Annotated in this window: 18 protein-coding genes and 2 pseudogenes; 9 read left to right on the forward strand and 11 right to left on the reverse strand. The window is 68.1% G+C overall.

Annotated elements, in window-relative coordinates; all coding sequences use genetic code 11:
- Positions 1–28: 28 nt before the first annotated feature.
- Complete coding sequence (locus tag ACWFRJ_RS13045; RefSeq protein ID WP_453529621.1) at positions 29–673, reverse strand: FMN-binding negative transcriptional regulator; 645 nt, start codon at positions 671–673, stop codon at positions 29–31.
- A gap of 326 nt (positions 674–999) precedes the next feature.
- On the opposite strand from ACWFRJ_RS13045, the gene argJ reads away from it, so the two are divergent.
- The 8 genes and pseudogenes from argJ (at position 1,000) to ACWFRJ_RS13085 (ending at position 11,697) form a co-directional block, all read left to right on the forward strand.
- The gene (argJ, locus tag ACWFRJ_RS13050) at positions 1,000–2,154 is read left to right on the forward strand and encodes a bifunctional glutamate N-acetyltransferase/amino-acid acetyltransferase ArgJ (RefSeq protein WP_453528332.1); all 1,155 of its coding nucleotides are present in this window, start codon (positions 1,000–1,002) and stop codon (positions 2,152–2,154) included.
- Positions 2,151–3,021, forward strand: a pseudogene (gene argB / locus ACWFRJ_RS13055) (acetylglutamate kinase). The gene argJ and the pseudogene argB overlap by 4 nt, the downstream one beginning before the upstream one ends.
- Entirely contained in the window at positions 3,018–4,256 is a 1,239-nt protein-coding gene (locus tag ACWFRJ_RS13060) for an acetylornithine transaminase (RefSeq protein ID WP_453528335.1), read from the forward strand. Before argB ends, ACWFRJ_RS13060 begins: the two are co-directional and overlap by 4 nt.
- 529 nt (positions 4,257–4,785) lie before the next feature.
- Positions 4,786–4,998, forward strand: coding sequence for a hypothetical protein (locus ACWFRJ_RS13065; RefSeq protein ID WP_453528338.1), 213 nt, complete (start codon positions 4,786–4,788; stop codon positions 4,996–4,998).
- A gap of 133 nt (positions 4,999–5,131) precedes the next feature.
- Positions 5,132–7,378: an MMPL family transporter gene (locus ACWFRJ_RS13070; RefSeq protein ID WP_453528341.1), complete on the forward strand. Its 2,247-nt coding sequence runs from the start codon at positions 5,132–5,134 to the stop codon at positions 7,376–7,378.
- A gap of 88 nt (positions 7,379–7,466) precedes the next feature.
- Positions 7,467–7,715 (forward strand): annotated as a pseudogene (locus ACWFRJ_RS13075) (TerD family protein); the annotation flags it as partial.
- A gap of 11 nt (positions 7,716–7,726) precedes the next feature.
- The gene (locus tag ACWFRJ_RS13080) at positions 7,727–8,662 is read left to right on the forward strand and encodes an ornithine cyclodeaminase family protein (protein ID WP_453528344.1); all 936 of its coding nucleotides are present in this window, start codon (positions 7,727–7,729) and stop codon (positions 8,660–8,662) included.
- 1,022 nt (positions 8,663–9,684) lie between these two features.
- Positions 9,685–11,697: a TerD family protein gene (locus tag ACWFRJ_RS13085; RefSeq protein ID WP_453529624.1), complete on the forward strand. Its 2,013-nt coding sequence runs from the start codon at positions 9,685–9,687 to the stop codon at positions 11,695–11,697.
- Here ACWFRJ_RS13085 and ACWFRJ_RS13090 read toward each other — a convergent pair.
- From ACWFRJ_RS13090 to ACWFRJ_RS13130, 9 genes are all read right to left on the reverse strand, one after another.
- On the reverse strand, positions 11,694–12,686 hold the full coding sequence (locus tag ACWFRJ_RS13090; protein WP_453528347.1) for a hypothetical protein: 993 nt from the start codon (positions 12,684–12,686) through the stop codon (positions 11,694–11,696). The genes ACWFRJ_RS13085 and ACWFRJ_RS13090 overlap by 4 nt on opposite strands.
- Positions 12,687–12,796: 110 nt before the next feature.
- A complete protein-coding gene (locus tag ACWFRJ_RS13095) occupies positions 12,797–14,110 on the reverse strand; it encodes a sulfite oxidase (protein WP_453528350.1) in 1,314 nt (437 codons plus the stop codon).
- A 53-nt stretch (positions 14,111–14,163) separates the two neighbouring features.
- Positions 14,164–14,775, reverse strand: a complete 612-nt coding sequence (locus ACWFRJ_RS13100; RefSeq protein ID WP_453528353.1) for a sugar kinase — start codon at positions 14,773–14,775, stop codon at positions 14,164–14,166.
- A gap of 3 nt (positions 14,776–14,778) precedes the next feature.
- Complete coding sequence (locus ACWFRJ_RS13105; RefSeq protein ID WP_453528356.1) at positions 14,779–15,936, reverse strand: ROK family glucokinase; 1,158 nt, start codon at positions 15,934–15,936, stop codon at positions 14,779–14,781.
- Positions 15,937–16,132: 196 nt separating this feature from the next.
- Complete coding sequence (locus ACWFRJ_RS13110; protein ID WP_453528359.1) at positions 16,133–16,966, reverse strand: ATP-binding cassette domain-containing protein; 834 nt, start codon at positions 16,964–16,966, stop codon at positions 16,133–16,135.
- The gene (locus ACWFRJ_RS13115) at positions 16,963–18,033 is read right to left on the reverse strand and encodes an ABC transporter permease (protein ID WP_453528362.1); all 1,071 of its coding nucleotides are present in this window, start codon (positions 18,031–18,033) and stop codon (positions 16,963–16,965) included. Before ACWFRJ_RS13115 ends, ACWFRJ_RS13110 begins: the two co-directional genes overlap by 4 nt.
- A complete protein-coding gene (locus ACWFRJ_RS13120; protein WP_453528365.1) occupies positions 18,030–19,043 on the reverse strand; it encodes a sugar ABC transporter substrate-binding protein in 1,014 nt (337 codons plus the stop codon). The genes ACWFRJ_RS13115 and ACWFRJ_RS13120 overlap by 4 nt, the downstream gene beginning before the upstream one ends.
- 95 nt (positions 19,044–19,138) lie before the next feature.
- Positions 19,139–20,161: a sugar ABC transporter substrate-binding protein gene (locus tag ACWFRJ_RS13125; RefSeq protein ID WP_453528368.1), complete on the reverse strand. Its 1,023-nt coding sequence runs from the start codon at positions 20,159–20,161 to the stop codon at positions 19,139–19,141.
- 175 nt (positions 20,162–20,336) lie between these two features.
- Entirely contained in the window at positions 20,337–20,510 is a 174-nt protein-coding gene (locus ACWFRJ_RS13130) for a CsbD family protein (RefSeq protein ID WP_453528371.1), read from the reverse strand.
- A gap of 225 nt (positions 20,511–20,735) precedes the next feature.
- Between ACWFRJ_RS13130 and ACWFRJ_RS13135 the strand changes: the two genes are divergently transcribed.
- On the forward strand, positions 20,736–20,906 hold the full coding sequence (locus ACWFRJ_RS13135; RefSeq protein ID WP_389901562.1) for a hydrophobic protein: 171 nt from the start codon (positions 20,736–20,738) through the stop codon (positions 20,904–20,906).
- A gap of 54 nt (positions 20,907–20,960) precedes the next feature.
- On the opposite strand, the gene ACWFRJ_RS13140 is transcribed toward ACWFRJ_RS13135, so the two are convergent.
- A complete protein-coding gene (locus ACWFRJ_RS13140) occupies positions 20,961–21,710 on the reverse strand; it encodes a GntR family transcriptional regulator (protein ID WP_389901564.1) in 750 nt (249 codons plus the stop codon).
- Positions 21,711–21,730: the final 20 nt, after the last annotated feature.

Raw genomic sequence — 21,730 nt, forward strand, 5'->3', positions numbered from 1 at the left:
TCGCCCCACTGCTCAGGTGCACGGCCCGTCACGGGAGTTGGCGCATGAACGCCGCGGTCTCGCGGTGCCGACCGCACTCCCGCCCGCTGAACTCCTTCTGCACGCGGTCGCGAACCTCGGGCTTCTGCTCCTGGCTGAGCTTGAACATTCCCTCGGCCCCCGACACCGTGAGCCGGAACGCCCCGACGCCGGGCACGATGCGGCGGAAGTAGTCGAGCGATTCGGCCATGTCCCAGTCGGCACCGAAATCAGCCTCAAAAGCACGGACAGTGGACTGGACCACTTCCAGGGTCTCCTCCGTGGAATCGATTTTCTCCACCACGCCTCGCACATGCACCGAGGTGAAGTTCCACGTCGGCGCGGCCGGTGTCACCTCGTACACCGTCGGCGAGACATAGGCGTGCGGCCCTGTGAATGTCAGCAGGGCGGCACTGCCGGTTTCCAGCGCCTTCCAGTGAGGATTGGCCCTGTTCATATGCCCAAGGAGTGTGGCACCCGAAAGATCCGCGGACCATTCGTTGGCCGCCGCAGGGTCCGGAATGACGGGAAGATGCGTGGCAAACGGCGCTTCAGCCACAGCTCCGTTACTCACCATCAGCGCCAGAGGATTGTTGCGGAGCAGATCGACCATCCATGAACTGTCCGGTTCGCGATATTGACTGGGAACGAACATACGAAACTCGCCCTTTCGGTGATCCGGCAGGTAGGACACGGCCTCAGTTCGGGGACGCTATCAGTGAATTGAGCGTCGAAGTCAATTTCAGTGAACCATCGCACCGCTGTCCTGTCGGCGGGACACCGATCCTCCATCATCCGGTGCCGTAAAACGCACTACCGGCACTTCCGGTATGGCGCCAAGGACTTATTGGGCGTAATACTGAATTGCCCTTGCACGGGAGGTGAGCTGTTCGACGGCGGAACCCTCCGGACTGACATTCACGCCACACACAGGGGCGCTCCGAGTAACCAACTGTGGCCTTTCGGCCGAGGAGTTGCATCATGAGTGTCACGGCAGCACGCGGATTCTCTGCTGCGGGTGTCGCCGCCGGGATCAAGGTCCACGGCGGCCTGGATCTGGCGCTGGTGGTGAACAACGGCCCGCTCAGAGCGGCGGCCGGAGTCTTCACTTCCAACCGCGTCAGGGCAGCCCCCGTGCTGTGGTGCGAACGCGTCATCGCGGATGGCACCTTGAGCGGCGTCGTACTCAACTCCGGTGGCGCCAACGCCTGTACGGGACCGGCCGGCCTGGAGGATGTGCGCGCCACCGCGGAGAAGGTGGCCGACGTCATCGGCGGCCATGACGCGGCGGATGTCGCCGTCGTGTCCACGGGACTCATCGGTGTCCGGCTGCCGATGGACAAACTGCTCGCGGGTGTCGAGAAGGCGGCCGCGGACCTGTCCACGGACGGCGGCGAGAGAGCGGCGATCGCCATCAAGACCACCGACAGCGTGCACAAGACCGCGGTGGCCGAGGCCGGCGGCTGGACCGTCGGCGGCATGGCCAAGGGTGCGGGCATGCTGGCGCCCGGACTCGCCACCATGCTGGTCGTTCTGACCACCGACGCGGACATCGACGGCGAAGTCCTCGACAGCGCCCTGCGGACAGCGACCCGCGGCACCTTCGACCGCGTCGACTCCGACGGCTGCATGTCCACCAACGACACCGTGCTGCTGCTCGCCTCCGGGGCGTCCCGGATCGTCCCCTCGTCCGAGGAGTTCGCGACGGCCGTGCACGCGGTCTGCGAGGACCTCGCGCGACAGCTCGTCGCCGACGCCGAAGGCGCCAGCAAGGACATCCGGATCGACGTCGTCAACGCGGCATCGGAGGACGATGCCGTCGAGGTCGGCCGGTCCGTGGCCCGCAACAATCTGCTCAAGTGCGCCCTGCACGGCGAGGATCCCAACTGGGGCCGGGTGCTCGCCGCGATAGGCACCACCTCCGCCGCTTTCGAGCCGGACCGGCTCAACGTCGCCATCAACGGTGTCTGGGTCTGCGAGGGCGGATCGATCGGCGCGGACCGGGCCACCGTGGACATGCGCGGCCGGGAGGTCGTGATCACCGCCGACCTCGCGGCGGGCCACGACGCGGCGACTGTCTGGACCAACGACCTGACCGCGTCATACGTCCACGAGAACAGTGCGTACTCCTCATGAGGGCGCACCGGGACAGCGCTCCGGCCGCTCCTCGGCCCGGCACCGGGCGGTGCCGAACAGTCGTGATCAAGCTGGGCGGCAACGCCATGGTGGACGAGGAGCTGAAGGCTTCCTTCGCCCATGACGTCACGCGGGTGCGCGACGCCGGGTTCCGTCCGGTCGTCGTGCACGGCGGCGGCCCGCAGATCAATGCGGAGCTCGAACGGCACGGACTCGCCTCGGAGTTCAGAGCAGGCCTGCGGGTCACCTCTCCCCCGGCGATGGACGTGGTCCGTATGGTGCTCACCGGCCGCGTGCAACGCGAACTGGTCGGACTGATCAACCGGCACGGCCCGTACGCGGTCGGTATGACCGGCGAGGACGCGGACACCATCACGGCGGTCAGACATCTGCCGGTGGTCGACGGCGAACCCCTGGACATCGGGCGGGTCGGCGAGATCAGCGCGGTGGACACCGGCGTTCTCGACGCGCTGCTCGCGGACGGCCGCATACCGGTGGTCTCGTCGGTCGCCCGCAGTGCCGACGACGGCCACGTCTACAACGTCAACGCCGATACGGCCGCCGCCGCGCTGGCCACCGCGCTCGGCGCCGGAGAACTGCTCCTGCTCACCGACGTGGCGGGCCTCTATGCCGACTGGCCGAACAGCGACCAGGTGATCGAAAGTCTCACGGCCATCGAACTCGAGAAGCTGCTGCACCCACGGAATGGTCCCGAAAATGGCGGCCTGCCTGCACGCGGTGCGTCATGGAGTCCCCCGGGCGCGGGTGCTCGACGGACGCGTACGGCATTCGGCCCTCACCGCGATGCTCACCGACGAGGCGTCCGGCACCACGGTCACGGCGGACGAGGAAGGGGGGCTGCGATGAGCGGCACGACGAACAACGGGCTCACCGAGCGCTGGCGAGCGTCGCTGATGGACACCTACGGGACGCCGCGCGTGCCGATCGTGCGCGGTGAGGGTGCCGTGTACTGGGACGCCGACGGCAAAGAGTACGTGGACTTCCTCGGCGGTATCGCGGTCAACTCCCTGGGCACCGCGCATCCGGCGGTGGTCGACGCGGTCCGCGGGCAGATCGGCCGGCTCGGCCATGTCTCGAATCTCTTCGTCGCCGAACCGCAGGTCCTGCTCGCCGAACGGCTGTTGAAGCTCGCGGGGCGACCTGGACGGGTCTTCTTCGCCAACTCGGGCGCCGAGGCGAACGAAGCCGCGTTCAAGATCGGCAGGCTGACCGGGCGCGGCAATGTCGTCGCCGCGCAGGGAGCCTTCCACGGCCGCACCATGGGCGCTCTCGCCCTCACGGGTCAGCCCGCGAAGCGGGACCCGTTCCTGCCGCTGCCCGGCGGGGTCACCCATGTGCCGTTCGGGGACGCGGAGGCCCTGCGGGCGGTTGTCGACAGCGATACGGCGCTGGTGATCCTGGAGCCGGTGCAGGGCGAGAACGGCGTCGTCGTACCCCCGTCCGGATATCTGGCCGCGGCGCGCGAGATCACCCGGGCGACGGGAGCCCTGCTCGTCCTTGACGAGGTGCAGACCGGCATCGGCCGCAGCGGCCACTGGTTCGAGCATCAGGCCCACGGCGTGGAGCCGGACCTCGTCACGCTGGGCAAGGGCCTCGGCGGTGGCCTCCCGATCGGTGCGGCCCTCGCCTTCGGTACGGCGGCGGAGCTGCTGACGCCTGGCTCGCACGGCACGACGTTCGGGGGCAATCCGGTGGTGTGCGCGGCCGCGCTCGCGGTCCTCGACACGATCGCCGGCGAGCACCTTCTGTCGCATGTCACGCGGCAGGGCGCGACCCTGCGCCGGGGGATCGAAGGGGCGGCGCACCCGCTGGTCGACCAGGTGCGGGGAGCCGGCCTGCTGCTCGCGGTCGTTCTCACCGAGCCGCTGGCCGGCGCCGCGGAACGAGCACTCGAGGATGCGGGCTTCCTGGTGAACGCCGTCACGCCGAGCGTGCTCCGCCTCGCCCCGCCCCTGATCATCGGCGACGACGAAGTGGCGGCGTTCCTCCGGGCACTGCCGGGCGTACTGGACCAGGTGCAGGAGGAAGGGGCGGGAAGGGACGTCCGGCCGATCGCGACACCCCGCCAATGGCGCCATTAATGGCGTCAATCATCACGAGCCACTGACGCCATCCGGCCCCGCTTTTCGGACTGCCGAGCGGCTCGCCGCAACCGCGTACGCGAACCATCTGCAACACATAACCACAGGTAGAAGGCCTATCTCCACGCGTTGGCCAGCCACCTGAACCCTCAGGTGCACCCTGTGCCCCGCGGGCGGGTTTCGGTCAAGCTTGCCAGCCCCACCATCATCGCCACTTTATGGCGCCACGCTTGTGCCATCATGGCGTCATGAATTTCACGGCGTACGTCGACCACTTCTTACGACAAGAGCTCGTGGCCGTCGCCGACGCGGGCGGCGAAGAGACCCGTGCCAGGCCGAGTTCGTGGTGACACCGCCCATGGGCCGGCCGGGACGTGAGAACCGCGGGAGCCGTGAGAGCTGCGGGAGCCGTGGGAGCGACAGCCCCACGAGGGCGCCGGAACCCGACGTTCCAGCCCCCAGCGGTTACATCCGGCTTCAGTTCGCGGACGCACGCGGATTAGAAGCGGCCGCCGCCACCTTCGATGCCGTGACGAGGGACGACGACGCGCTGGCCCTCTACATCCCCACGGACGGCGGCATCCCCACGCTCAAGGCCGTCCTGGAGGTTCTGGACACCCAGTCCATCGAGGCCGAGGCGCTCACCATCCACACCCCCGACCTCGGCGATGTCTTTCTCGCCTGCACCGTCCGGTTCCAGGCCGACGACGGCTTCGACCGACGGAAGGAGGACCTCCCCTAGCGGCCCGGCCCCACGGGGGCCCGACCGCTTCTCCCCGACGACCTGTGCCGTCGTCACCCGTCAACAGCCATCCCCAACCCCCACCGTTCACCGTTCACCGTTCACCGGCGAATCCGATAGGAGCTCTTTCGCTGTGGCTACCCTGCTCTACAAACTTGGCCGCCTCGCGTTCCGACGCAGGGGCACGATGGCCCTGCTGTGGGTGCTTGTCTTCATCGGCGCGATCTTTGCCGCCGCCTCGGCCCCGCCTCTTCCCGCCGACACGTTCACCATGCCAGGCACCGAAACGCAGAAGGCGTACGACCTGCTCAAGGACAAGTTCCCTTCCCTGAGCGCCGACGGGGCCAAGGCCCGGGTGGTCGTGCGCGCCCCTGACGGCAAGGAACTCGCCGAGCCCGCCGAGAAGCGGAAGGTCGCCACCCTCGTCGCCGACCTGCGACGGGCACCCGAAGTGGTCAGCGTCGTCGACCCGTTCAAGGGACAGGCCGTCAGCAAGGACGGCACCACCGGCTACGCGTCGGTCGCCTACGACGTCGGCGCCACCCGGGTGAGCCCCCAGGCGCACGAGGCGCTCACGAAGGCGGTGGACGACGCCCGCGACAGCGGCCTCACGGTCGAGATGGGCGGCGACGCCGTCCCGCCGTCGCAGACGATGGGCTCGGGCGAGGTCATCGGCATCGCCGTCTCCGCCGTCGTGCTGCTCATCACCTTCGGCTCCCTGGTGGCCGCCGGAATGCCGCTGCTCACCGCCATCATGGGCGTCGGTATCGGCATCTGCGGCATCGTCACGCTCGGCAGCACGCTCGGCCTGTCCTCCACGACCTCGACGCTGGCACTCATGCTCGGCCTCGCGGTCGGCATCGACTACGCGCTGTTCATCCTCTCCCGCTACCGAGCCGAGATCGCCGCGGGCAGGGAGCGCCAAGAGGCGGCCGGGCGAGCAGTGGGCACGGCGGGCTCCGCGGTCGTCTTCGCGGGCCTCACCGTCGTGGTCGCCCTCGCGGGTCTCGCCGTCGTCAACATCCCCATGCTGACCAAGATGGGGCTGGCCGGCGCGGGAACCGTGGTCGTCGCCGTACTCATCGCGATCACCCTCGTCCCCGCGCTGCTCGGCTTCGCCCCCGTCAAGGTCCTGCGCCGCGGGGATCGCGCACAGCAGTACGGCAAGCCTCTGTCGGCCCGCCGGCAGCGCAAGGCCCAGAAGCACGAGGGCCCGCAGAAGCCGAACCTCGGCACCCGCTGGGCCCGGCTCGTCCTGCGCCACCCCGTGGCCGTTCTGCTGGTCGGCGTGGTGGGTCTCGGTGCCGTGGCCGTACCCGCAGCGAGCCTGGAGCTCGGACTGCCGTCCGAGGGGACGATGGCGGCCGAGACCACCCAGCGCAAGGCGTACGACATGGTGTCCGACTCCTTCGGCTCCGGCTACAACGGCCCTCTGATGGTGACCGTCGAGGCCAAGGACGCGGCGCCCGCCGCCGAGAGGGTGGGCAAGGAGCTGGGCGAGGAGAAGGGTGTCGTCTCCGTGAGCCCGGCGGAGGCCAACAAGTCCGGCGACACCGCGATCGTGAACATCATGCCGTCCACGGGACCGGCCGATCCGAGGACCGAGGATCTGGTCAAGTTGCTGCGGGGCAAGGCGAAAGACATCCAGACGGACACCGGCACCCCCATCCTGGTGGCCGGCCAGACAGCGATGTTCATCGACTTCTCCAAGACGCTCGACGAAGCGCTGTTCCCCTATCTCGGTCTCGTCGTCGGCCTCGCGTTCCTGCTCCTGATGCTCGTCTTCCGGTCGGTTCTCGTGCCGCTCAAGGCCGCTCTGGGCTTCCTGCTGTCCGTGTCCGCGGCCCTCGGCGCCGTGGTGGCGGTCTTCCAATGGGGCTGGCTGGCAAACGTGTTCGGCGTCGACGAGCCGGGCCCCGTGATGAGCACGATGCCGATCTTCATGATCGGCGTGGTCTTCGGTCTCGCCATGGACTACGAGGTCTTCCTGGTGACCCGGATGCGCGAGGCGTACATGCACGGCGAAACCACGGGCGACGCGGTCGTCACCGGATTCCAGCACGGCGGCCGGGTGGTCGCGGCCGCGGCGCTCATCATGATCAGCGTGTTCTCCGGCTTCATCATGGAGGACAACGACTTCATCCAGATGATCGGGTTCGGCCTCGCGATCGCGGTCCTGTTCGACGCGTTCGTCGTCCGCATGGCCATCGTGCCCGCTCTGTTCGCCCTGCTCGGCAACGCGGCCTGGTGGATGCCGAAGTGGCTCGACCGCCTGCTGCCGAACATGGACGTCGAGGGCGAGCGCCTGTCCCGGCTCCCCGCCCCCGAACCTCAGCTGCCGCAGCGCCGTCGGGAGGTACAGCCGCACTTCTCGGAGTGACCGTCGGCCTATGGCGGGGCACCCTCTTGCTCACACGTGAGCAAGAGGGTGCCAAAGCTCTTGTCAGGATGGCTGTTCGGCCTCCGCCGCCCCCGCCGATCTCCACGTCCAGACGCTGCTCCGCGGCGAGGCTCCGGGCCCACGCGGCACGCTGGAGAAGCTCCGCCCGGAACCGGCGGACCTGCTCCCCTCTCCCGGAAGCCCGATCACCGGCTTCCGTCTTTCCCTCTCGCGCGGCCTGGGGAGCACGCGCGGCAACGCGGAGTCGGGTTTCATCCGCAGTGTCGACCAGGCCGTGGAGGTGTTCTATAAGGGAGTGATCATGAGCGTGAAGTGAAAGGAACAGGCATGAGCGAGGCCCCGCCCTACATCGACGCCGATGCGATGGCCCGGATCGTCACGATGTCCGCGGCGATCGAGGCGGTGGAAGCCGCCCTTAAGGCGGGCCTGGATCCGGAGGCCGAACCTCCGCGGTCAGTCGTGGGCGTGCCGGGCGGTCAGCTTCTGCTGATGCCGTCGTCGACGACGTCGTACACGGGCGTGAAGATCGCCACGGTCACTCCGGGGAACCCGGCCCGCGGCCTTCCCCGCATCCAGGGCGTGTACCTCCTCCTGGACGGCGCGACCCACAAGCCCCTTGCCCTCCTCGACGGCATCGCGCTGACGTCCCTGCGCACCCCCGCGGTCTCGGGGGCGGCGATCAACCACCTGGCGGTCCCGGACGCCGGTCGCCTCCTGGTCTTCGGTACCGGTCCGCAGGCCTGGGGCCATGTGGAGGCGGTCCGCGCGGTGCGGCCGACCCTGGCCCACGTGGACGTGGTGGCGCGCAGCCCTGAGCGAGTGGCGGCCTTCGTGGAGCGGTGCCGTGACGCGGGTCTCTCGGCGGCGCCCGCGACCCCGGCGGACGTCGCGACCGCCGACGTGGTCTGCTGCTGCACCACGGCCCGCGAACCGCTCTTCGACAGCGCGCTGCTCCCCGCCCACGCGACGGTCGCGGCGGTGGGCTCGCACGAACCGGACGCGCGCGAGGTGGACGAGGGGCTCCTGAGGCGCGGTCTGGTGGTGGCGGAGTCGCACGGCGTCGCGCTGCGGGAGTGCGGGGACATCGTGCTCGCGGTGGACGCCGGCGCTTTTGACCTCGGGCGGCTGCGGACTCTGGGTGAGTTGGTGCGGGGCGAGGTGGAAGTGGCCGAGGGGCGGCCTCGGTTGTTCAAGTCGGCGGGGATGGCTTGGGAGGACCTGGGGGTGGGGGCTGCTGTCTATGAGGGGTGGAGGGCTGTCTAGGGACCGCCCCGACGGCACCCCCTCGCTGAGGGCGCCCTCGCCGATGGCAACTCGGAGAGGTAACGGCGCTCGGCCAGGTTTCGTCGGATGCGCTGTCAGCGATGGAGCGTCTGCCTCCGGGGCTGCCTCTGTTGACTGCACGGCGATCACGGAGCGTCGGAGGCTCTGGACCACATGGCGCCGCCTGTTGTTGGGGCACCACGTCAGGATCAACTCTCCCACCGGAACCCTCCGCACGGCTGGCGAGCGGGCCCGGCAGCACGAGACGAGCGTGGGATTGGGCCGTAATTCTGCATGGCGACAGCTGGGCACACTCCTCAAGGAAACGCGGCTGGACTGCGAGGAAGCAGAGGTGCTCATCGACGCCGGTTCCATGAATTCGGGCGACGACGCCAACAGGCATGCACCGCACATCTCCGAGATCCTCGATTTCACTGACCCTCTTTGCCCGACACACGCTCGCCGTCGGCACAGGCTCATTTCTGGCGACCTGGACAATATCTGATTTCCACCTGGCCACATCACCTCCGATGCGCCGTCCTGATGCCATCCCATGGCGGGAAGTCAGTTCGTCTTGCCACAATCATCCTGCGGATCTTGCGGGATACGGAATCCCCGACCCGAGTCTCCGGTACACGGCCGAGAACGGGCTGGCAGTTCTACGTGCATCGTCGTCGCCACCAAGGCGAAGACGGCCCTTCTCGCCCTGTGAGCGGCCCATGGCCTCCCCTCGCTGACCCCCGTCGGCCTGACGGGGGTCAGCGAGGGGAGGCCACTTTGTGGCAGGCCCGGGCATCTTCCCAGCATCCGGCAGTGGTCGCTCAACGGCTCTCGTCAGGCGATCGCTGACACAGGAACGTTGAGAGTTCGCCTTTCTCCTCGGACAGGCTGAGCGCCACATCCAGTGCGAGTAGGCTTCACCTCAAGCTCTTGGGGAGAGCTTCATCTCGTGTCCAACAAGGGCAGTTCGGCCGTGGCCTAACAGCCTTGCCATCCCGTGGGGGGATCTCGCCTTGCATGAAATCGTCAAAGGCGCCAATGCGACCCTGTCCGCTCTCAGCGACAATGCGGACTCCGTCATCATCAGCCTGAGCTGGAGCAGTCCGAGCGGTCAGGGCGATGCCGATGTCTCCGTACTACTACTGAGCGAGAAAGGGAAAGTCCGCAGCAACTCTGACTTCTTCTTCTACAACAACCCTGCCGCAGCGGACGGCAGTGTGCAGCTCCTGGGCCTCACTCCTACGGAGAACGGCAGCGAGGACCGGATCCAACTGGACCTCAGTGCTCTCCCGACCGATGTCGACAGCATCGTCATCGCTGCAAGCCGGCATCAGCGGGCCCGGTTCGGTGAGTTGGAGAGCCTGCGCCTCACGCTGACAGACGGATCTGGCGACGCTGTACTCGGCTTTGCCATCACGGACGCAAGCGTGGAGAGCGCCTTCGTCTTCGGTGAGATCTACCGGCGCAACGACGAGTGGAAGTTCCGGGCCGTGGGGCAGGGCTACGACACGGGCCTTGCGGGGCTGGCCACCGACTACGGCATCGACATCGACGAGGATGACGACCAAGAGGCCGAAGTCGAGACAGTGGGCGAGCCGGTTGAATCCCCGGCGACGCAGGCGACAGCCGAAGCCGATCCGGTTGCCGAGGCGCCTCCGGTCCTCCCTGCTCACTCCATGCCCGAACCGCCCGCTCCTGCCCCTGCGCGCCGCCTGCGTACAGCCAAGAAGAAGGTCACTCTTCCCAAGGCTCCGAAGGCCTCCCTCGCGGAGAACGACTCGTGGCGGACGTCTCGGCTGTTCCCGGCCACATCGCTGAAGAGCGACAGGGAACGCGAGACGAGGGCCACATCGATCCTGCTGTCCGTGATGACTCAGGTACCGGAGTTCGGGCGTCGTCTCACCGCTGCCTTCGGAGCCCCCGCGGGCCGTATGGAGACTTTCACCGAAGTCACTCTCCCGCACGGCGAGAATCCGAAGCGGCCGGACGGAGTCATTCGCGTCGAACGCGCCGGGAGACTGTGGACGGCTCTGGTGGAGACCAAGACCAACGGCAACTCCCTCAAGGGCGAGCAGATCCAGGACTATATGGACATCGCCGCCCGACGTGGATACGAAGCCGTCATCACCCTCTCCAACGACGTCGCCTTGGAAGGAAGCCCACTTGTCGACGTCAAGATCGACGGTCGCCGCAAGCACAAGGTCGCGCTCTGGCACCTCTCCTGGGCCGAAGTGACACACCAGGCCCAGATGCTGATCCGCCACGAAGGCGTACGTCACCAAGCCCATGCCTGGCTACTGCAGGAGTTGCTCCACTACCTCCAGCACGAGAACTCCGGGTGCCACGGCTTCCAGAACATGGGTCCGGCCTGGGTCCCCGTGCGCAAGGGCATCGACGACGAGACGCTTTCCCCCGGCGATCCGCGCACTGTGCTCGTCGTGGAGAGCTGGGAGCGCCTGATCCGGCAGGTCTGCCTGCGACTCGGCGGTGAACTCGGCACGAAGGTCGTACCGGTGCAGCGCGCCAAGCGTGGGACCGGCCCTCAGGCACGTCGCGCTCTGCTGGCCGACCAGCTCAGTGAGGAAGGGCGGCTGCACGCCGAGATCCGTGTCGACGGAGCGGCCGGAGTTCTGGCGATCGGCGCCGATCTGCGGCTCGGCAAGCTGAGGACGTCCGTCGAGGTCCCGGCACCGGACCAGGGGTACCCACTCACCTGGGTGAAGCGCCTGATGAAGCAGCTCAGTGAAGCTCCGGCGGACCTGCATGTCCAGACCCTCCTCGAGGACCAGGGCACAGGCCCACGAGGCACCTTGGAGCGACTCCGTCCCGAACCCGGTGATCTGATCCCGACGGGATCGCAGCGCATCAGCGGATTCCGGCTCTCGCTCTCGAAGAGCGTGGGAAACACACGGGGGAACGCGGAGTCCGGCTTCATTCGCAGTGTGGACTCCGCCGTCGATCGTTTCCATTCGACCGTGGTCATTCCTCTGGGACAGCTCCAGGCCGGACGTACGAAGCCCGCCGACGCCGGCTAGCCGATCCGGCTCAGTCCTATCGGCCGGGCCTCCCTGGCCTCACCCGACCACATCTCACGCATCCGGTCCCGGCGCCCTTGCGGTGCCGGCGACTTCTCGAAGACCCCCTGAGCCACGCGGTGGACGCAATCGACTCCATAGCGATGCAGCAGAGCGACGTCTCCCGTGGCCGGGCGGGTCGGGAACAGTGCGCTGAGGCGGTCGGCTCCCTGTGGGCTGTGCGGTGCGTAATCGAGCAGCTGCCCCAGCGCTTCACGGACGTACCTGTGGCTGGAGTTGCTCTTGGCCTCTATCAATTCGGCCCCGTTGCCGTCAGTCACGTAGAGATCGCTGATGCCTCCAGGGCAGTAGAAGCGAGCCGCTGTTCGTCCCTCGGTCAGGAGCATCTGCCGGAACTCGCTGACGAGGCTGGACTCGTGGCGATTTACGACGATGAGGCGCCTACTTCGGTTATACGAAGTCTGCCGCGTGCGCTGTTCCTCCAGCGCCGCAGTGCGGGTGGCTTGTCGGGTCTGTTCATCGACAGGCGGCACGATGTCCCGGGACCGCCGGCTCCATTCCGTCCCCGGGGTGATCATGAATTCTTCGAGTACCGAGCGCGCTTTGTCGCCCTTCAGTACCATCTGGCCCGGGAAGTTGTGCGCCGGTTTGTAACCGATCGCCATGTTGAGGTCGGCGTAAGGGATCGACACGTCGGCGAGATCCAGCAATGAGTAGACGGTGTGCCAACTCTTGCCGTCCTGGGACGGGGGCCACAGGCGGTCGGCCAACTCACGGTTACGGAATATCGCTCCCACTTCGCCCACAGCCCGCACCCGGTTCTCACCCGTGAAGAGCACCACGTCCCCGGTATCGACGTCCTGCATCTTTCTGTCGTGGCTGGGCGTCGCTCCCCAGAACCGGGCCTTGCCTTCCGGGTGCAACTCCAGAAGCCGGTTCTGCTGTTGAGCGGCGAGCACCTCCGCGTACCGACTTTCGGTGAAGTCCACTTGCTGAGCGAGGGTGTCAGCCCAATGGCGACGCGTCTCGGTGCTTCCGTAGGACGGTGAGATCAGGACGCGCACCTGAAGTGCCCCCTAGGTTTGTCGGGTCAGCGGTCTCACACCACTGTCACCGCATGCCGCACCACGGCATCGAACAGATATCCCTGAGCATTGTGCACCGTCGCCTCCGGCTGAGTGCGCCCCGTGGTGTCCGTGGCGCGGGCCAGGAGTGTTGTCGGGCCCGGAGTTCTGGGGTGCCACGGGGTGGTCCAGCGGGTCCAAGTGGCGCGGTGGGGTGTGTCCTTGAGGTGGGCGCGGTGCCATGTCGTGCCCTCGTCCGTGCTGATGTCCACGCGGGTGATCCCGCCTGTCGCCGACCATGAGCGGCCGGTGAGGTGGTGGGTCGTGGATGCCTCGATGTCTGCGTTCCAAGGGAGTTCGAAGGCGGACTTCAGGGTCTGGTGGGTCAGGGGGGTGCTGCCCCCCGGCGGGTACGCCTCGCCGAACAAGCGGTAGAACTGTGTGTTCCACGGGGAGTAGAGGGGCTCCGCGGAGACCTCGATGTCGCCGACCCATTTGATCGACGCGATGCCCACCCACGCCGGGACAAGGACCCTCACCGGGTAACCGTGATCCGCGGGGAGCGGGGCGCCGTTCATCTCGTAGGCGAGGATGACGTCGTCCAGCGCCTTGGAGAGCGGGAGCGGGCGGCGGACCTTGCCCAGGTTCGTGCCGTCGTCCGTGATGTACTCCGCGTCAAGACCTCTCGGCATCACGTCCACCGCGTGGCGCGAGACGCCTGCCAGGCGCAGGACTTCGGAGAGACGCACGCCGCGCCAGCGGGCGTTGCCGATCGCGCCCAGGGTCCAGGCCGTGCCCGAGGCCGACTGGCCCTGCTGGGTCGTGAAGAAGCTTCTGCCGTTGCCCGCGCATTCGACGAAGGCGGTACGTGACGTCGACGGGAGGCGCTTGAGGTCCGCGAGCGTGAACTCGCGCCCCTTGCCGTTCTTCAGGCCGTCACCCCAGATCGTCAGCTTCCACGTCTTCGCGTCCAGGCTCGGCGTCGCCGTGTGGTTGCGTACGAAGAAGTGGGATGCGGGGGTGTGGTAACCCGTCTCGGCGAGCGCCTCGAACTTGGTCTCCGCGTTCGTGCCACGGATCGTGAAGCGGTCCGCCGGGAGGGGTTTCACGATTCCGGGGGCGGCTGCGGCCGTGGGTGCGGGTGCAGTTGTGGCGGTGGCGGTCGCCGCCGTCGCCCGGGGTGCGCCGAGGGCCGAGGCGCCGCCCACGGCCCCCGCCGCGGCCAGCAGCCGCAGCATGTCCCTGCGCGCGACCCCGTCCGCCCGCGCCTCCCCCGACAGCCACTGGGCACGTCGGCGTCTGTCGTACTCCTCTTCGGACGCCCCGTCGGACTTCTCTATGGAGATCATGGGCGTCATCGTACGAGCCGCCCCCTTGGCAACTCGCTGATGAAACACGCCAGTTACGGGGTTGTCGTAGACACTACATACACCATCGGGTGGTCGGGATTGACGCGGTTCACCACCACGTCGAGTGTCGGCGCAGGGTCCTTCTTCTTGTGGGTGAGACCCAGCCAGGGGCCCGGGTCCGTGAACTCCCAGCCGACCACCTTGCGGTCGCGCTTGCTGATCGTGATGTCGTTCCTCTTCAGCTCGGTCGTGTTCGTGCCGATCTGCTTGAGGAACGTGTCCAGGCCCTTGTTGCTCGTCAGGAACTGGGCGTACAGGCGGCTCGTGCGCCAGTTGTTCGTCTCGTAGTAGGCGACTTCCCTGGAGTACGGGGCGATCGGCACGTCGTAGAGGCGGCGCTGCACCTTGGACGGCCAGCCCGCGGTGAGGCCGGTCGCGGAGTACTTGGCTTCCTTGTCGCGTCCGCTGTTGCGGCTCTGGTTCGCGGAGATCACCAGATAGCCGGCCGGTACGCCGATCAGGAGCACGATGATCGTGGCCGTCAGCCAGCGGCGGCGGATCATGTGGCGGCGGCCCTCACGGGGGCCACCGCTCTCGCCGGCGGGATCCGGGGAGCCCTGAGATTCCGGAGAGTCCGGGGACGAGGGTTGGCGGGGCACGGTCATCGCTTACTGAGTCCCCTGTGAGGTGCTGTCGTTGGTGCGGCGCGCTTCCACGTAGCGCTCGTAACGTTCGTGGCGCTCCACCCGGCGGCGGTTCGCCCGGCGGAAGCGGCGGGCCACCAGGCGGGCCAGGTCGGCCGCGCCCACCATGCCCGCCTCGGGGCCCAGCTGCGCGCGGGCGATACGGGCCTCGGGGCGGTAGCCGCGCCCCGTCAGCTGGCGGCGGAACGCGTCACGCGCCGGGCCGATCAGAAGGTCGTCGGCGGCCGATACGCCGCCGCCGATCACGAAGCAGGAGGGGTCGAGGGCCGCCGCGAGGTTCGCGATGCCGACGCCCAGCCACTGGCCGATGTCCTGGAGCAGCTCCACGCACATCGCGTCGCCGTCGCGGGCCAGCTCGGTGATCAGGGGGCCCGTGATGTCGGGGATGTTGCCCTTGACCCGCTCGATGATCCCGTACGCGACCGGGGAGTCGGCAGCCGCCAGCTCGCGGGCCTCCCTGACCAGGGCGTTTCCCGAGCTGTACTGCTCCCAGCAGCCGCGGTTTCCGCACGGGCAGCGGTGGCCGCCGGGGACCACCTGCATATGGCCGAACTCACCCGCCACGCCGAACTTGCCGCGCTTGACCTGACCGTCCTCCAGGATCGCGCCGCCGATGCCCGTGCCGAGGGTGATCATGACCAGGTGGTCCTCGCCGCGGGCCGCGCCGAAGCGCCACTCCGCCCACGCGGCCGTGTTCGCGTCGTTGTCCACGAGCACGGGAACCGCGAGGCGGCCCGAGATGCGGTCGCGCAGGGGTTCGTTGCGCCAGGAGAGGTGCGGGGCGAACAAGACGCGGTTGCGGTCCGCGTCGACCCAGCCCGCCGCGCCGATGCCCACCGCGTGCACGTCGTGCCGGTCGGAGAGGTCGAGGACCAGCTCGACGATGGTGTCCTCGACGACCTTGGGGCTCTTGGACTTGTCCGGGGTCTCCGCGCGGAGCGTCTCCAGGATGTTGCCGTCGGCGTCGACGACGCCCGCCATCACCTTCGTGCCGCCGATGTCGATGCCGACGGTGGGGACGCGGGGCGCCGTCAGATGGGATCGGCGCTCACGCGTGCCCACGGTCCGCAGAACGGTGGCTCGGGCGGAGCCGCGGTGCGCGAGGTCGCGGTAGGTGCTCATTGCGGCGATTCTGCCTCACACTCGCGTGGGCGCGCACAACGGGACTCGGGGTGCGGAGCGCCCCGTAGGGGCGCGGGGAACTGCGCGACAAGCCACGAAGACGCCGCAGTCGCGTCTGCTGGGTGACCGAGCAGACGCGACTGCGGCTCTTCCCGGGCTGAGCGCGCAGTTCCCCGCGCCCCTACGGGCGCTTCCCCTACGGGGCCTTGTCCTCCAGCTCGTGACGCAAGTCGTCCAGCTCGGAGCCGCCCGCCATCTGGCGGGTCAGTTCATCCAGAGTGACCTCGTCGCGGGCGTAGCTGCCGAACATCGTGCCGCGCTTGAGGAGGACGAAGCGGTTGCCGACCAGGTAGGCGTGGTGGGGGTTGTGGGTGATCAAAACCACTCCGAGGCCCGCGTCCCTGGCAGCGGCCACGTACTTCAGGACGACGCCCGACTGCTTGACGCCGAGCGCCGCCGTCGGCTCGTCGAGGACCAGGACCTTGGCGCCGAAGTAGACGGCGCGCGCGATCGCCACGCACTGGCGCTCACCGCCCGACAGGGTGCCGATGGGCTGGTCGACGTCCCGCAGATCGATGCCCATGCGCAGCAGCTCCGCGCGGGTCGTCCTGCGCATGAGGTCGACGTCCAGGCGCTTGAAGGGGCCCACGCCCTTCGTCGGCTCGGAGCCGAGGAAGAAGTTGCGCCAGACCGGCATCAGCGGGACCACGGCGAGGTCCTGGTAGACCGTGGCGATGCCGCGGTCGAGGGCCTCGCGCGGCGAGCCGAGCTTCGCGTCCTCTCCGTCGATGCGGAAGTCTCCCGCGTCGTGCCGGTGCAGGCCCGCGATGATCTTGATGAGGGTCGACTTGCCCGCGCCGTTGTCGCCGAGGACGCAGGAGATCTCACCCGCGTGGACCTCCAGGGAGACGCCTTCGAGGGCGCGGATGTTGCCGTAGTACTTACTGACGTCGTCGAGCTCGACGAGCGGGGTGCGGCCGGGCTCCGGGTCCGGCACCGCGTCGGTGGCGTTGGTCGTGTCGGTGGTCACTTCGTCGCCTCCGCGCGCTTGCGGACCCAGTGGTTGAGCAGGGTCGCCAGGAGCAGCATCACTCCGAGGAAGAACTTGAACCAGTCCGGGTTCCACTCGGCGAACACGATGCCCTTGCTGACCATGCCGAAGATCAGGGCGCCGACGGCCGCGCCGACCGCGGAGCCGTAGCCGCCGGTGATCAGACAGCCGCCGATGACGGCCGCGATGATGTAGATCAGCTCGTTGCCGACACCCTCGCCCGACTGGACGACGTCGTACGAGAAGAGCAGGTGCTGGCCCGAGATCCAGGCGCCGAAGGCGACGCCCATGTACAGACCGATCTTGGTGATGGCGACCGGCACTCCGACCGCGCGGGCCGCCTCCTCGCCGCCGCCGACCGCGAAGATCCAGTTGCCGACGCGGGTGCGGAGCAGGATCCAGGTGGCGACCGCGATCAGGCCCAGCCACCAGAGAATCGTGATCTTGAAGTCGACGCCGCCGATGGTGAGCGTCGAGGCGAAGACGTTCTTGGCGGAGGAGAAGCCCTCCATGTCGGCGATCGACTTCGTGGAGACCGTGTCGCTGATCAGCTTGGTGAAGCCGAGGTTCATGCCGGTCAGCATCAGGAACGTACCGAGCGTGATGATGAAGCTCGGCGGGTCGGTGCGTGTCAGCATCACGCCGTTGAAGACGCCGATCGCGAGCGTGACGACCAGCGAGACGAGCACGCCGACCCAGACGTTGGCCGTCATCTGGTAGCTGAACATCGACGAGATCAGCGCCGAGGTCGTCACCATGACGCCCGCCGACAGGTCGAACTCGCCGCCGATCATCAGCAGGGCCACCGGCACCGCCATGATGCCGAGCGTCGATGCCGCGTAGAGCACCGTGGCGAGGCTGTTGGCCTGCAGGAAGCTGTCTGCGGCGACCGCGAAGAAGATGAAGACGGCGATGGCGCCGACGACGGAGCCGAGCTCGGGGCGGCCCATCAGCTTCTTCAGCGGCGAGGCCTTCAGGAGGCGCTCGTCCGTCTTGGTGTCCGCAGGGCCCGGGGAAGGCGCGGGCGCCGGAGCTGTCGCTGTCATCGGGTCCCTCGCTTCGCGTATTCCTCCAGCTCGGCGGCCTGATCCTTGGTGATGATCTGCGGTCCGGTCAGGACCGGCTTGCCGCCGCCGAGCACATCGGCGTTGTACTTGTAGAGCCAGAGCAGGTCCACGGCCTCGTAGCCCTGGAGGTAGGGCTGCTGGTCGACGGCGAAGCCGAGCGTGCCGGACTTCAGGCCCGCGGCGACCTTCTCGTTCAGGTCGAAGGTGTCGACCTCCGCCTTGCTGCCCGCGCTGTCCTTGGCCTTGACCGCGGCGTCAGCGAAGGGCGCGCCGAGCGTGACGACCGAGTCGATGGACTTGTCGGACTGGAGGCGGGCCTCGATGGAGGACTGCACGTCGGGCATGTTCGTGCCGGTCACGTACAGGTTCTGCAGCTTGCCGTCGAAGGTCTTCTTGGCGCCGTCGCAGCGCTGCTCGTGCCCGACGTTGCCCTGCTCGTGCAGGATGCAGAGCGCCTTCTTCTTGCCGCGCTTGTTGAGCTCGTCGCCGACGGCCTCGCCCGCGATCGTCTCGTCCTGCCCGATGTGCGTGAGCGCGCCGAACTCCTTGGACTCCGCGGAGCCGGAGTTCACGGTGATCACCGGGATGCCGGCCTTCTTGGCGCGGGCCAGGGCGCCCTTCATCGCGGCGGGCTTGGCGAGGCTGACGATGATGCCGTCGACCTTCTTGTCGATGTACGAGTCCACGAGCTGGGCCTGCTGCTGGGCCTCGGCGTTGTGGGCGTAGAGGAACTTGATGTTGTCCTTGACGGCGGCCTGCTCGGCGCCGCTCTGGACGATGTCCCAGAACGTGTCGCCGTCACCCGAGTGGGTCACCATCCCGAACGTCCAGTTGGGCGTGTTCACCGCCGCCTTGCCCTGTGCCGTTGCCGCCTTGCGTGCGTCCTCGGCGCGCTTGCCGCCGGTGCTGCTGCACCCCGCGAGGGATACCCCGAGCACCGCGACCAGCACGGCGCCCACCGCACGTACCCCTGTCTGAACCCTTGCCACGACGCCGTGCCCTTCTAGCTCTGCTCTTCGATGAGGCCGGTCCGGATCCCCGGCCCCAGCCGCCCAAGTATCGACCACGCGGATCACGCGTGTGTTCATCGGGTACCGCGGGCCGTGTACTTCTCCAGCTTCGGCACGTCCTTCCCGGTGACGATCGCGGGTCCGGTGAGGACGGGCTTGCCGCCGCCGAGGACGTTCGCGTTGGTCTTGTAGAGCCACAGCTCGTCTATGGCGAGATAGCCCTGGAGGTAGGGCTGCTGGTCGACGGCGAAGCCGACCTCCTTGGCCTTGAGGCGCTTGACGACCTCGGCGTTCAGGTCGAAGGTGTCGACTTCCGCCTTGCTCTTCGCGTCTTCTTTGGCCTTCACCGAAATGGCCGCGACGGGCGCGCCGAGAGCGACCACCGCGTCGATGTCCTTGGTGGCCTGGAGGTTGGCACTGATGGAGGACTGGGCGCCGGGCGCGTTGGTCCCCTCGACGTTGAGGTTCGCCACCGAGCCCTTGAAGGTCTTCTTCACGCCCGCGCAGCGCTCCTCGAGCGAGACGTTGCCCTGTTCGTGGATGACGCAGAGAGCCTTCTTCTTGCCGCGCTTGTTCAGCTCTTCGCCCACGGCCTCGCCCGCCACCGACTCGTCCTGCCCGATGTGGCTCAGCGCGCCGAAGTCGGCGGAGAACTCGCCGCCGGAGTTGATCGTGACGACCGGTATCCCGGCGGCCTCGGCTTTACCGAGTACCGCCTTCATCGCCTCGGGCTTGGCCAGGGTGACGACGATGCCGTCGACCTTCTTGTCGATCGCCGACTGGACGAGCTCGGCCTGCCCCTTGGCCTCTTTGTCGTTGGAGTAGAGGAAATCGACGTTGTCCTTGCGGGCCGCCTGCTTGGCGCCGCTCTGGACGATGTCCCAGAAGGTGTCGCCCTCGCCGGAGTGCGTGACCATCGCGATCTTGAGACGGGGCGTGTCCACGCCTTTGCCGCCTCCACCGCTGTCTCCCGACTTGTCCTCGTCGCCCTTGCCGCCGGAGCTGCTGCACCCGGCCGCGAGCGCGATCACCGCTATGAGAGCTGCTGCCGTGCGGGCGCTATGCCGCGGGGTACGCGGGGTACGCGGGGTACGCATGGTGGGACCACCTCTTCTCCCGGCCGCTCGAATGCGGCTGGGGGAGTTCTAGCGGCGGGCGCGCGGCAGCGTCAATGGATTTGTCAGAACATTCTGACGACTGTTGGCGAGTTGGTATACGCACGCAGGGGCCGCCCCGGCTCTCGGGGCGGCCCCTGCGCTGTTGCCGTGGTCGTCAGTGCTTGCCGATGTCCTTGGTCTTTTCCTTGGCCTGGCGTGCGTCGCCCTTCACCTGCTGGGCGCGGCCTTCGGCGGTGAGGCGTTCGTTGCCCACGGCCCGTCCGGCGGCTTCCTTGGCAGCACCGGTGACCTGCTCGGTCTTCGCCTTGGCCTTCTCGTTGGCGGTCATGTCCGCTCACGCTCCCTTGGCATCGACTTCATGTGCTGCCGGTTCGGGTAGCCGCTCAGTCGCCCGGCAAACATCATCGACGCGATCGGATCAAGAGGCCGCAAGTGCCCTTCCGGGCTCCCTGTCGGACGGCCGCGCGTGCCCTTCAACCCCTGAAAGAAACACACCTTTTGTGTGTTTGTAGGTCAGGTCCAGGAGCACCTGGTGGCCAGGAGGTTGATAACAATGGTTCCCCTGATTCTGGTTCTTCTTCTGGCTCTGATCCTCTTCGGTGCGGGTTTCGCGCTCAAGGCCCTGTGGTGGGTCGCGGTGATCCTGCTCGTGGTGTGGCTGCTGGGCTTCGTGATCCGCCCGGCTGCGAGCGGAGGCAGAAAGGGGCGCTGGTACCGATGGTGACGCGTCCATGAGACCCGTAGGGGCGGGCCCGGCCTGGGACGGCCGGGCCCGCCCCTACGGCCGTACGAGGAGCTGGAACTCGAAGGAGTAGCGCGAGGCCCGGTAGATGTGCGAGCCGAACTCGACCGCGCGGCCCGTGTCGTCGAAGGTCGTGCGCTGCATCGTGAGCAGCGGGGCCCCCTCGGGCTCACCGAGGCGTTCGCCCTCGTCGGCGGTGGCGGCGCGGGCGCCCACGGACTGGCGCGCGCTGTGCAGGGTGATGCTCGCGGCACGCATCAGACGGTAGAGGCCGGTGGCTTCGAGCCGAGCGGTGTCGAGGGCGATCAGGCCGGACGGCAGGCGGTTGCGCAGGAACGCCATGGGCTCCCCGTGGGCCAGACGGAGCCGCTCGACCAGGTGTACTTCCTCGCCCTCCGCGACACCGAGCGCGGCGGCCACCTCGGCGGACGCGGGCTCGACGGTGTTGCGCAGTACGCGGGTCTCGGGGCGCTGGCCCGCCGCCTCCAGGTCGTCGTAGAGGCTGCTGAGCTCGAGGGGGCGCTTGACCTGGCTGTGCACGACCTGGGTGCCGACTCCCCTGCGGCGCACGAGCAGCCCCTTGTCGACGAGCGACTGGATGGCCTGGCGGACGGTCGGCCGGGAGAGACCGAGTCGCCCCGCCAGCTCGATCTCGTTGCCGAGCAGGGTGCCCGGTGTCAGGGCGCCGCGCTCGATCGCCGCCTCCAGCTGCTGGGACAGCTGGAAGTACAGCGGGACCGGGCTGCTGCGGTCGACGCCGAGCTGGAGGGAGACGGTCGGGTCCACGGCTGGTTTGGCGGCTGATT

The sequence above is a fragment of the Streptomyces sp. NPDC055239 genome (assembly GCF_053606205.1).